Raw genomic sequence first — 12,150 nt, 5'->3', positions numbered from 1 at the left:
TGCTCGTTTATGGAAAAAGCAAATCTTCGCAAAATTCCAAAAGAGGAATAGAGCTATGATTAGATTCTCGCATCCTGGGCTGCTCGTCTGTGGAAAACTTTATTTTTCAGAAATAGCAGAATTAGGAAACACTAATGATTAGATTCTCGCATCCTGGGCTGCTCGTTTATGGAAAAAGCAAATCTTCGCAAAATTTCAAAAGAGGAATAGAGCTATGATTAGATTCTCGCATCCCTGGTTGCTCGTTTTTATTCCCGCCGTGATTGCGTTAGGTTTGTTTCTTCAATTTTCCCGTAAACCGTCAATCGTTTTTTCCGCGTCTTCGTATTTCAGCGGAAGGACAAATTTCAGAATTTTTGTCAAGAATACTCTTTTGTGGTTTTATGTCGCCAGTTCCATAGCCGCGATACTCGGGGCTGCCGAACCCCTCGGGAAACCGATTATTTTGAACAGGGAAAAAATCGGAATAGATATCGTACTTGCTCTCGACCTCTCCACCAGCATGGAAGCACCTGATTTTTCGCCGACAAGGTTTGAAGCGGCAAAAAAAATTGCCACCGATTTCATAGATTCACGCGAAAACGACCGTATAGGCATTGCCATTTTTGCCTACGACGCTTATCTTTTGGTGCCTCCGACGTTAAATCACTCTTTCCTCGTAAACAGCATAAAAGAACTTACGCCAGGAATGATAACCGACGGCACAGCAATAGGCATGGGATTAGCTCTCGCCGCAAACGGCCTCAGGGATTCTGAATGCCCGAGCAAAGTTATCATTCTTATCACAGACGGCGCGAACAATGCCGGTTACATCGACCCTGTGACCGCTTCCGAAGCGGCTAAAGCGCTCGGAATAAAAATCTACACAATAGGAATAGGCACCCAGGAATCTTTCACATACAACAGTCCTACATACGGTTACGTCTACGCCTCGACAGCCGACTACGATTTACTCGATAAAATCGCTTCATCGGAAAACACAGCTTTCCGAGCGACAGACAGAAACGCGTTGAAAAAGGCTTTTTCGATGATAGATCGTCTTGAAAAAACGACCGAAACCGGTGATATGCTCGCTTTAAGCCCTTCAAAAGCTCATTTCTGGGTCATAGCCTCCATCGTTCTAATCGCCATACCTTTTTTACTCGACAGGACATTTTTTCGGAGTATTCCATGATTTTTACCAGACCTTTGTTCCTCTACTCGATACCCGTAGTTATTTTGATAGGTTCCGCTCTCATTGTTTTCAATATGATGAGAAAGAGGAAACTGGTCGATAAAATTTTAGCGACGGGCCATAAATCAAATTTGTCTTTGACAGACATGAAAGCCGAAATTCTGAAAGAATTTTTCATCGTTCTCGCTCTTGTCTCTTTCCTTTTCGCCGCGGCTGGACCCGCAGACGAATCTGAAATATCATCCATGACGAAAAAGGGTATCGATGTAATTTTCGTATGCGACATAAGCAGGAGCATGGACGCTTCCCTTCCGGTCAGAAAACTTGAGACGGCAAAAAAGATCATGACAGGAGTAATCGAAAGACGACCCGATGACAGAATATCCCTGATAATATTTTCCGGCAGTTCGACCATAGTAAGCCCGTTGACTTTCGACCATCGAAGCCTGCTCAGCGCCATAGAAAAACTTTCCGCTCAGACGACAACAAGCACAGGCACAGCATTATCCGGAGCTTTCGGTTCTCTTGAGAGGGTAATAGAAAAAGAGGCGACAAGGTCAACCGCCGTAATTCTACTCTCCGACGGAGAAGATTTCGGTCCGGATATCAGCGGTGGAATTCAAAATCTGTCTGAAAACCGTATACCTGTCATTTCAGTCGGAATAGGCAGCGTCGATAGCGACCCAGTTCCGGAAATAAACTACAAGGGAGAAATAACTGGTTATATAATGCTTTCAGCTTATGACACCGCGAAAACCTACCTCGACGAAGAAATGCTGAAACGAATATCAAACTCGACCAAAGGTCTGTATCTGAAAGCTGAGAATTCATCGAGAACCGCCGAAGAAATTTCCAATTTTCTCGAAGGCTTGAAAAAAGAAACTATAAGCCAAAAACAAGATGTTCTCTTTGTCTATCACTATGAAATTCCTCTCGCGATCGGAGCGGTTCTCATCGCTTTGTCAATCACTGTAGAAAAGAAAAGAAGGATAAAAAAATGCTATTTATGATATTGACTTTTTTGCTTCTTTCAATACCTCCTGATAAAGCTTACGAAGGCGCCAGATTTCATGACGAAGGCAATTTCGACAAAGCGGCAGAACTTTATCGCGAAGCCCTCGAAGAATCTCCAGACGATTGGTCTGTAATCTACAACCTCGGAGTTGTTCTCTACGAAAAAAATGAACCTGAAAGCGCCGCTGTACTATTCGATTCGATTTCCTCGCAGGATTCAGCTCTTTTTGAAATGAAATCAGACATACTCTACAACGCTGGCACTTCGTATCTAAAAGCCTCGCAAAATTGCCAGGAGTCGAATTGCCCCTACCTTGAACACGCGATAGACAGACTCGTCAAATCCCTTATTCTTAACCCTTTCGACGATGAGTGCCGCAGAAACCTTGAGATCGCACTGCGGATGAAAAATAATCAGCAGGATCAGAACGATCAAGACCAAAACGATCAGGATCAACCCGATCAGGATCAGCAAGATCCTGATCAGCAGGATCAACAAGATCAAGATTCCGATCAGGATCAGAACGATCAGGATCAACAAGATCAGGATCAGCAGGATCCTGATCAACAGGATCAGCAAGATCCTGATCAGCAGGATCAACAAGATCAGGATCCCGACCAGGATCAGAACGATCAAGATCAACCCGATCAGGATCAGCAAGATCCTGATCAGCAGGATCAACAAGATCAGGATCCCGACCAGGATCAGAACGATCAAGACCAAAACGATCAGGATCAACAAGATCAGGATCAGCAGGATCCTGATCAACAGGATCAGCAGGATCCTGATCCCGATCAGGATCAGCAAGATCAGGAAAGCCAGAGCGAAACACCTCCGATGACAAAAGAACAGGCGGAGAGAATCCTCGACGCGGCTCTAAATTCTCCGGGTCAAGATTCTCTGCTCCCTCAAGACGATGGGAAATCAGTGCCTTCAGGGCAATGGTAATAAAGTTATGAGAACTTTGGCTTTTTTGTTTTTTTTGATTTTCACGAACCTATACAGCGCTGAAATAGTAATAAGACCGCAGACTCTGACAACCGAAGTCGCTGGTTCGGCTTTTTTTACAGTCGAGATCAGGATGACGGGTTCTGAAATGCTTACCGATCTAAAAATCCATTCCGACAATTCTCTTCAGATTTCAAATCCTTCTGTTTCGATGAGCACAATAATCGTCAACGGAAACAAAAAAAATATTCATATGTATGGATACTCCGTTTACCCACTTTCCGGTGGTAATTATGAAATCACTTTGGAGGCTGTTCTGTCAAACGGCAAGACCGAAAGCGCCCTGACGAAAAGCCTGAGCGTAAGCGTAAAAGGGGATTCTGTAATGCTTTATTCAAGGGGAACAGACTCTTCCGGAATACCCCTTTTAACAGCGATAAATCCCGTAAAGATGGCTATGAGCGTCAGCGACAGATATCCTTACGTCAACGAACAAATCGTCGCAGAACTCTCGATATTTTCAAAATTCAAACTTTTAAAATATCCGGATTTTATCTATTACCCTTCATTCAACGGTTTTTGGGCGGAAATAGCGGATAGCCTTTTCCAGTCATCCGAGTTAAGTACAGACTTCGGAAAAGTTTACAAGTACTCTCTTAAATGGATTGTCTTCCCTCTTCAGGCAGGACCAGCGACTGTTTCCGGGGCAGGAGTCGAAATCACGTTTTCATCATACCCTCTTTTGCCGAAAATTCTGAATATATACTCTGATTCACTCGTTCTTAACGTCAAACCCCTTCCACTTGAGGGTGTCCCACCGACATTTAGGGGCAGCGTAGGGAAATTTTTCGTCTCCCTTAGAGCTCCAGAAAATGTCGATTCAACCGCCGAGATCTCAGTTATAATATCGGGAACAGGAAACATTAAGGGCATCGAAGATATCCAACCCCCCCAGGCCGAAGGAGCGGACCTTTACTACGCTTCATCTGAAATCGAGATTACATCGATGTCCCCTTACATTGAAGGAAAGAAAACAACAAAATGGACGCTCGTCCCCACCAATTCTACCCCGATAATTATCCAGCCAGTCCAATTCTCTTATTTTGACCCTTCTCTTGGAAGTTACGTGACGAGCGAAACTCCTCCCTGCACATTGTCGGCGTCAGGAGACCTGACACCTATTGACACATGCTATAAGCGCGACACAATCCCACCGGGCGCAGATATCCGAGAATTGAATATACCCGAATTGCCTAGATCTGTCGTTATTTCGTCATTCGCCTTGTCTGTCTCGATTTTCGCTTTTGGAGCAGCAATATTTTTCTCAAGACGGAAAATTTTCTTGTCGAAAACAAACAGAAAAAAGAAAACTTTCAAAAAGTTATTGGAACAGGCAAGGAAACACTCAATGGGGGGAGACTACGAAAAATCCTTTCTTTTTTTAAAAAAGAGCCTTGTATCTTTTTTCAGCGATGAAAATCTTGAGAGTTTCAGAGAAATGTCGGATTTTGCTTCAAAACGCTTGAAAACCGAATATTTCAGGAATTTATTTTCAAATCTTGAAGAGATCGATTTCACGGGGAAGACACCTAATGAAAGTATTGCGTCGGATATAAAAACAATTGAAAAGCTTTTTGAAAAACTGGAAAATATCGCGAAAACATCAATCGACGACGATAGCAGCCACGGCGCAGAATAAACCCTTTGTTTCAGTTTTTCTTAAAACTCTCTTTGCCTCCCTCAAAGTTTCTCCTGTCGTCATCACGTCGTCAAAAATAATAATATTCCGGCCTTTTATTAAGTTGAAATTTTTCCCCTCCGACATCTTACCCCTGATGTTTTCAATTCTTTCTTCGTGGTTCAACTCCATCTGATTTTTCTTTTTACCCTTTACCTGAAGAGCTTCATCGATAAAATCCTGGTTTAAAACCTCCGCGGCGGATCGAGCGATTACAGCTGATTGGTTGAACCCTCTTTTTCTGAAGTTTTTCCTGGAAAGTGGAACAGGAATAAAAACGGATCTTTCCTGCGGTAGCTTTATCACTTTTGAAAATTCTTTTCCTATTATCCTGCCTATTTTGGAATAACCCTCGAATTTCATGGCTTTGATCGCTTCTCTCAAAGCCCCGCGGTAGGGTCCCAAAAAGAAGATGTTTTCTGAATCAATTTCCCGATCTCTTCCACAGAAAAGACACTTCCCCTCCAGAGGAAGAGGAAAATGACAAAAAGGGCATTTTTCATAATAAAAAGATTCCCTCAGGCAGTTTTCACAGACATAGACTTCAGAGTCCGAAAGCAATTTTCCGCAAACCGGGCATTTTGAGGGCAGAAAAAGAGAAAATAAAGCCGAAACCATTCTCTTTTTCAGCTTTTGTTTCATTGGCTGGTTGAACTCAAATTGAACAATATGCCGAGTAGAAAAAAAGACATAAGCATGGATGACCCGCCGTAGCTTATAAAAGGCAGAGGAATGCCTACTATTGGCAGAGAGCCGAGAGTCATTCCGATGTTAACTGTTATTTGAAACGCGAAAAGACTGCAAATGCCGATTATCACAAGGTGGTAACTCATTGATTTTGTCTTGTAAGCGAGTGTAATGGACCTCATCAAAAACAGCAGATACATAGTCATGAGAAAAACTGAACCGATAAAACCGCTTTTTTTCGCTATCACAGGGAAAATGAAGTCCGTGTGTTGTTCAGGCAAAAACGAAAGCTCCCTTTTTTCAAGGTGGAGAATTCCTTCTCCCCAAATTCGTCCGGATCCTATAGCCATTTTTGACTGCAGAATATGCCAACCCGCCCCTGTCGGATCCGAGTCGGAGTCAAGAAAAATTAGAACCCTTTTTCGTTGGTATTCCTTGAGAACCCCATTCCATATCAAAGGCGCAGAAACCATTACCAGAATGTTCAGCGCCATGACAGCGACCACACCCTTCCATTTCACCCTGAATATGACAAAAGTCGCTATAAGGGTAGAAAACAAAAGAGTTATAAAGACAATATTTGTCACAGAGAAAGAATTCACGACGAGCAATATCGCAAGAAGAACAGAGACGAAAGGCGAGATGATATAAATAACTGTAGCCAGAGAAACTCCCGAGAAATAGAGCATAGTCAAGAATATGAAAATATACACTATGGAAGTTCCCAAATCCGGTTCTGCCATCACTATTGAAAAAGGTATTAAGGTCAGTACAAATGATTCAATAATGATCAAAGGATCGTTGGGTTTTCTCCTCACCGCCGCAGGCAATTTGTAAAATTTGTCCTTCTTTGAATATCTCCATTTGAGGAAGCTTCTCTTGACGGCGTCGTAAAACGTGTACCTTTCGGAAAGATATCTTGCGAGAGAGAATATCAAACCGAGTTTGGCTATGTCTGAGGGCTGAGCTTTGAAAATTCTGAAATCGACCCACCTGTTGGCTTGACCGGCTCCTAAAAAGGGCAAAAGGGGAAAAAAAAGGAAAACAACTGTCAAAGCATAGATAACATAGGAATATGAGATGACGATAGACATTTTTAAATTCAGAGATATCAAAAACATCACGATTATTGAAACGGCAATCCATATGATCTGCTTCAGCAAAAACGATGAACCAGCCCACAATGTAGCCTGGTTGAGAGCAAAGAGTCCGAACAATAATATCAGAGCAGTGACGGCTATAAGAGCTGCATCAGGAGCGTTTTTTTCTTTAGGTTTATAATCCATTTGTTTTCCAGTAATGAACCGCCGCCTGTGCGGCTTCATTGGGTGTGATGTTATCACAGTCAATCCAAAAAATATCCTTTAATTTTTTCAAAAACACCGTCTGTTTTCTCGCGTATTGCCAAGTGAGAACTGAGATTCTCTCCAGAGCTTCGTCAAAATTCAGTCTGCCTTCGAACAGGTCTAAAGCTTCCTTGTAACCTATCGAACTAAATGGCCAAACACTCGATCCGAATTTAGTTTTCAAAAAATAGGCTTCCTCGGGCATGCCGGATTTCAGCATTTGAAAAGTCCTTTTTCTAATCTTTTCCTTTATCCTTGCAGGCGACATTCTAATACCCACGTAATAAGCCCTGAATTGATTTTCGGTTGGTCTTTCCCTCCAAAGTGTTCTCATTGATTTTCCCGTCTGATAGAGGACCTCAAGCGCTCTGATAACTCTCACAGAGTCGTTTCTGTGAATAGACCCAGCCGATTCAGGATCTTTTACCCGGAGTTCCTCCCAGAGTTTAGAACAACCCTCTTCTTGGAGCCTTTTTTTAAGAACATCTCTCAATTCAATATCCGCAGGAGGAGCTTCAAAAAGACCCTCAAAAAGAGCTTTTATGTAGAGGACGCTTCCGCCTTCAACCAGAGGTTTTTCTTTTTTTTCAAGCAGAATTCTTTCCGCGGTTTTTGAAAATTCGCTCGCGGAAAAAAAACTGTCGGGATCCCGAACGCTTATCAACTCGTAAGGATATTTTTTTATCTCTTCAAGCGACGGAGACGAAGTGCCCACGGTAAGACCTCTGTAAACTTTTCTCGAGTCCGCGCTCAAAATGTAGTCTGCTTCTTTCATGTCCAAAATCAATAGAGCTACATCGGTTTTTCCCACGGCAGTGGCGCCGGTAATCACAGGTATAGACTTCATTTGATTCTTCCGAATTTCTTCTCGATCTCCCCGTTTGTTATACGGAACATAGTCGGCCTTCCATGAGGGCATATATGCGGCTGGCGGCAGAGAAAAAGTCTGCCCACAAGCTTTTCTATTTCGGTTCTGTCGAGTTTGTCCCCCGCTTTTATGGCAGCTTTGCAAGCTACCCTTGCGGCGATTTTTTCCCTGCTTTCGTCCCTTCCTTCCTGTTCTATTATGTCTCTTACCAAAGACGCGATCTCCGAATGGGACGTATTTTCGATTCCCGAGGGGACGCTTTCGATTGTTATCGCTCCGCTTAGGATCTTTATCTGAAATCCCGCGGAAATTAAAATCTTTCCTTTTGTCTCTTCTATCATGCTCCAGAGGTCTTCGTTTAAGTTTACGACGACCGGAAAAAGCAGATTTTGAATTTCAATATCCCTTTTGTAGAGAATTTCCTCGTAAAGTATTCTCTCGGCGGCAGCGTGCTGGTCTATGAAAATCACCCCGCCTTTTGTCTCGACAACAATGTATGTGTCGTGTATCTGAAAGAAGGAAGAGGCAAAAAAAGGCGCGTTTTCATAAATCGTCATGTTTTCCTTCAAGGCGGCATGATTCTCAGTCTCGATTTGCCGAGAAGTTTCAACATCCGTCTTTTCTTTGAAAACTTCCAATTCTGAAACATTAAAGGTCTGGGTGTCGAAAATCTTGACACTCGACTTGGAAAGAGCGTTTTCAACAGCTCTTCTGACCTCTCTAAACACAAAGCCCTGATCGCTTAATTTGACCTCATCTTTCGAGGGGTGAACATTTACATCGACAAGCGCGGGGTCGATTTCTATGAAAACGGCAAAGACTGGGAGACGGTCAAAGACAAGCGAGCCGAATCCGGCCCTCACAGCGGCGCTGATGCTCTTTTCAGCAACAGCTCTCTTGTTCACAAAAACAGGGCTGAAAGGTTTTTTGGCGGCAACAAAAGGCTCTCCGAGTATGCCGTATATTTTTATGTCCGGCATTATCCTTTCAAACGGCACGAAATGATCCATCAAATCCGGAGATATGAAAGCACAGTACCTGTCTATAAGATCGGAGTCAGGGCCAACCCTGATGTTTTTTTTCTGTTCGACTTCAGACCACGAAAAGCTGACCCCCAAATTAGCGAGCGCAAGACAGGCTAATGCCTTTTTAGCTCTTAAAGACTCGTATCTTGGGGTTTTTAAAAACTTTCTTCTGGCTGGAACGTTGAAAAATATGTCTTGGACTTCAACCTTAGTTCCTCTCTGACAAACCGTAGGTGAAAAATCCTTTTTTTCCCCTCCTTCTAAAACTAGAGAAAAGCATGAGTCCTCTTCCGTAGAACTCTGAAGCTCAATCCTCGAAACAGAGCTTATGGAAGCGAGCGCTTCACCCCTGAAGCCATAGGAAGCAAGGTTTAAAAGAGCTTCGAAACTGTCGATTTTGCTTGTAGCGTGTCGCGTCAGAGCTAGCTCCATGTCTTCGGGAAGAATTCCTTTGCCGTCGTCTTTGACGGTTATACCTGTGAATCCGCCGTTTTCGATAAACACGTCAATTTTTGTCGCTCCGGCGTCAAGCGAGTTTTCTACAAGCTCTTTTACGACCGAATGTATGCCCTGAAGGACCTCGCCCGCAGCTATCTTTGAAATCAGATAACCGTCGAGTTTTTTTATTTGCCCCATCTATACTACATCGCCTCGACGTCACCCATCTGGTCTTTTATATGCTGATTGTAGTCTTCGTCCTGTGAAATTTCTAAAACCTTTCTCAACAGCGTAAGAGCATCTTCTTTCTGGTTTCTCTCGGCGTAAAGAGTGGCAAGGTTTCTCATGGCGTGAATATTTTTTTTATCCAATTCAATCGCGGTTTGATAAGCCAATTCGGCTCTCTCAAACCAAATTTCTAAATCCGAATTTTCTTCCCACATCTCTTCATAGGTCAAATCCTTGAGGTAGACCATTCCGTATAGAACGCCGAGGTTATAGTTAGCTTCCGATGAACCTGATTCGGCGGCTTTTTTGAAAAGTTCTTCCGCTTCCTTGTATTTTTTCTCCTCGATATAAGAAAGCCCTGAATTGATCATGTCTTCAATTTCATCCTGATTTTGGGGGACTATTTCTTCAGGTGTCATGCTTGCTGTCTCCTTTTTTTAAAAAAAGCTTCTCCGCAGTCGTTTGTGCGTTTATTATATTATCCAAACTATTTTCGCTCAAGGTCAAAGATTTATTTTATGAAAACGGAGATAAAAATTGTCAAAATACGTGAGAGTTGAAACCCATCTTCATACCTTTATTTCAAAAGACGGAATGATAAAACTCCAAGACATTATCAGGTCCATCGAAGAGGGTAAGACCGACAAGGTTTTTATCACCGACCACGACAAGGTCGAAAACGCTCTGAACTATGCAAAAAAGTTTCCCGGAATTATATTTCCCGGAGAAGAAGTGGCAACTCTTTCAGGCGAACTTCTCCTTCTTTTCGTGAGCGAAAAGATTCCGCCGGGGTTGACGCTTGAAAAAACAGTTGAAATCGCGATAGACCAACAATGCTTTATATCAATTCCCCACCCGTTTGACCGTTTCAGAGGTTCGAGAATCAGCGGTGATATAGAAAAGGCGGCAGCCCTTGCAGACGCGGTTGAAGTAAAAAACGCCAGATGCCTTTTCGGCGGGGATAACTCCAAGGCTCTCCTTTTCGCCAGAGAAAAGGGACTTTTATTCACCGCGGGAAGCGACGCTCACAGCCCTTGCGAGATTGGAAGGTGCGGACTTCTTATGCCGGATTTTCAGGACTGCCAGTCTTTCAGGCAGTCTCTGAAAGACGCCCGAATTATCGGCGGCTTGAGTCCATTTTTCGTACACTTCTTATCCTCTTTTGAAAAATGGAGAAAGCGTATTTAAAATCCGCCCTCAACGTTGGACTTATCTGCCCAGGCGGAAACAGGGCGACGTTTTCTTCTCTAAGCCTCCATTATATCAAAAAGGAGCTCTCTGCAGAACCCGGGGTTTTCACCGATTTTATACTTGAAAACCGGGATGTATTCAAAGGACAGGAGAGCGGATATGAAATAGAAAAGTTCGACATCCTGGCGGTGACGGCGAGCTGGGCGGGAGATTATTTCAAACTTTCAAAAATAATCCCGTTTTTGAAGAAAAAAAGAAAAAACCTGAAGGTGCTGTGCGGCGGGGCTGGAGTCTTGACAGTCCCCTATTCCTTTCTTGAAATATGCGACGCTATATTTGTTGGAGACGGAGACGGAATATTCCCGGAGATTTTCAAGGATTTTTTGTCTGAGAAGACGGATATGCCATGGCTGTTATTCAAAGGTGAAAGGAAACTGTCACCCATAAGATTCGCCCCCATCGGCGTTGGTAGATCTGTAAAATTCTGCCGGATTTCTTCCTTTGGCGAATCCGGACTCGTCGAGATCTCAAGAGGTTGTCCTTTTAGTTGCAAATTTTGCTGGCTTGGATCTCTAAGAAACAAGTTCGAGCCCAGAGAAACAAATAGCATAGTCAGCGACATAAACAGCCTGCCCAAAGGTAAGATCGGACTCGTCAGCGCGGCTCTTTTAAGCCACCCGGATATTAAATCGATATTGGAAGCATGCCCTGAAGTCTCCCTTCCGTCATGCAGAGCCGACCTTTTATCCGCAGAAATAATCTCTCTCTTCGCAAAAAAAAACGCCCATACCCTGACCCTTGCGCCCGAGACATTTTCAGAAGAGCTTTCTTTTGAAATCGGAAAACCTTTCAGGCGTAAAAAATATTTTGAAATATTCAAACAGGCTAAAGCAGAAGGCTTTAGTAAGATAAAGCTGTATTTTTTGACAGGGCTGCCTACATCTAGAGAAGAAGACGCGAAAGAGACTGCGCAGACTATCAGAGAACTTTGGGATTACTCCAAAATTAAAATAGAAGCTTCTTTCGGCCAGTTCATACCCATGCCGTTTTCACCTTACTCCGGTAAAAACATAGCCGATAACCAGGTGCATCTTATGGAAAGGGAAATTTTGGAAAAAGAGCTCAAAGGATCAAAAATTTCATTTTTTTTCTCTCAAGAGAAAAAAACCCGAAAAATTTACAACCTAGTTAAAAATAACACAATCTCTTTCGGCGGAAGTTTAAATTCCCCTTTCAATGGAAGATAAATTGTTGTAAAATACTGCAAAGTATAAAATAACAGTACAAAAGCAGGAGGTGCTATGATGAAGAAATTTGCGGTACTGGCTTCAGCTATGCTGCTGATCGCCTCAGCGGTATTTGCCGACAATCTTTCGAGGGCAGGAAACCCTGACCCTGAGAACCTCCCACTCTTAAACGGACCTGTCTACAGAGAAGGTTCGAGAGACGCTGAGGTTCTCTTCGTGGAAGCTCCCGGACAGACAGGATTCGG

At 43.2% G+C, this 12,150-nt stretch carries 12 protein-coding genes; 7 read left to right on the top strand and 5 right to left on the bottom strand.

Annotated elements, in window-relative coordinates; translation table 11 throughout:
• The first annotated feature begins 214 nt into the window (after positions 1-214).
• The 4 genes from JXA84_05280 to JXA84_05265 are packed head-to-tail and all read left to right on the top strand — an operon-like array spanning position 215 to position 4,836.
• The gene (locus JXA84_05280) at positions 215-1,174 is read left to right on the top strand and encodes a VWA domain-containing protein (protein MBN1150616.1); all 960 of its coding nucleotides are present in this window, start codon (positions 215-217) and stop codon (positions 1,172-1,174) included.
• A complete protein-coding gene (locus tag JXA84_05275; GenBank protein ID MBN1150615.1) occupies positions 1,171-2,184 on the top strand; it encodes a VWA domain-containing protein in 1,014 nt (337 codons plus the stop codon). The genes JXA84_05280 and JXA84_05275 overlap by 4 nt, the downstream gene beginning before the upstream one ends.
• Positions 2,172-3,137: a tetratricopeptide repeat protein gene (locus JXA84_05270; GenBank protein ID MBN1150614.1), complete on the top strand. Its 966-nt coding sequence runs from the start codon at positions 2,172-2,174 to the stop codon at positions 3,135-3,137. The genes JXA84_05275 and JXA84_05270 overlap by 13 nt, the downstream gene beginning before the upstream one ends.
• A 7-nt stretch (positions 3,138-3,144) precedes the next feature.
• A complete protein-coding gene (locus tag JXA84_05265) occupies positions 3,145-4,836 on the top strand; it encodes a BatD family protein (GenBank protein MBN1150613.1) in 1,692 nt (563 codons plus the stop codon).
• Here JXA84_05265 and JXA84_05260 read toward each other — a convergent pair.
• The 5 genes from JXA84_05260 to JXA84_05240 are packed head-to-tail and all read right to left on the bottom strand — an operon-like array spanning position 4,801 to position 9,886.
• Positions 4,801-5,517, bottom strand: coding sequence for a ComF family protein (locus tag JXA84_05260; protein MBN1150612.1), 717 nt, complete (start codon positions 5,515-5,517; stop codon positions 4,801-4,803). The genes JXA84_05265 and JXA84_05260 overlap by 36 nt on opposite strands.
• A complete protein-coding gene (locus JXA84_05255; protein MBN1150611.1) occupies positions 5,514-6,848 on the bottom strand; it encodes a rod shape-determining protein RodA in 1,335 nt (444 codons plus the stop codon). The genes JXA84_05260 and JXA84_05255 overlap by 4 nt, the downstream gene beginning before the upstream one ends.
• The gene (gene miaA / locus JXA84_05250; protein MBN1150610.1) at positions 6,838-7,755 is read right to left on the bottom strand and encodes a tRNA (adenosine(37)-N6)-dimethylallyltransferase MiaA; all 918 of its coding nucleotides are present in this window, start codon (positions 7,753-7,755) and stop codon (positions 6,838-6,840) included. The genes JXA84_05255 and miaA overlap by 11 nt, the downstream gene beginning before the upstream one ends.
• Complete coding sequence (gene mutL / locus JXA84_05245; GenBank protein MBN1150609.1) at positions 7,752-9,437, bottom strand: DNA mismatch repair endonuclease MutL; 1,686 nt, start codon at positions 9,435-9,437, stop codon at positions 7,752-7,754. Before mutL ends, miaA begins: the two co-directional genes overlap by 4 nt.
• Before the next feature lie 5 nt (positions 9,438-9,442).
• Complete coding sequence (locus JXA84_05240; GenBank protein ID MBN1150608.1) at positions 9,443-9,886, bottom strand: tetratricopeptide repeat protein; 444 nt, start codon at positions 9,884-9,886, stop codon at positions 9,443-9,445.
• A 118-nt stretch (positions 9,887-10,004) separates the two neighbouring features.
• Here JXA84_05240 and JXA84_05235 point away from each other — a divergent pair, with 118 nt between their 5' ends.
• The 3 genes from JXA84_05235 to JXA84_05225 form a co-directional block, all read left to right on the top strand.
• Entirely contained in the window at positions 10,005-10,655 is a 651-nt protein-coding gene (locus JXA84_05235; GenBank protein MBN1150607.1) for a PHP domain-containing protein, read from the top strand.
• Positions 10,637-11,905: a radical SAM protein gene (locus JXA84_05230; protein ID MBN1150606.1), complete on the top strand. Its 1,269-nt coding sequence runs from the start codon at positions 10,637-10,639 to the stop codon at positions 11,903-11,905. The genes JXA84_05235 and JXA84_05230 overlap by 19 nt, the downstream gene beginning before the upstream one ends.
• Positions 11,906-11,959: 54 nt before the next feature.
• On the top strand, positions 11,960-12,150 hold a 191-nt coding region (locus tag JXA84_05225; protein MBN1150605.1), incomplete at its 3' end, for a hypothetical protein.

The organism is candidate division WOR-3 bacterium (genome assembly GCA_016926475.1).
Lineage (GTDB): Bacteria > SDB-A > SDB-A > SDB-A > SDB-A > JAFGIG01.
The sequence above is the reverse complement of the archived record's forward strand: the minus strand, read 5'-3'. Positions and strand labels throughout refer to the sequence as shown.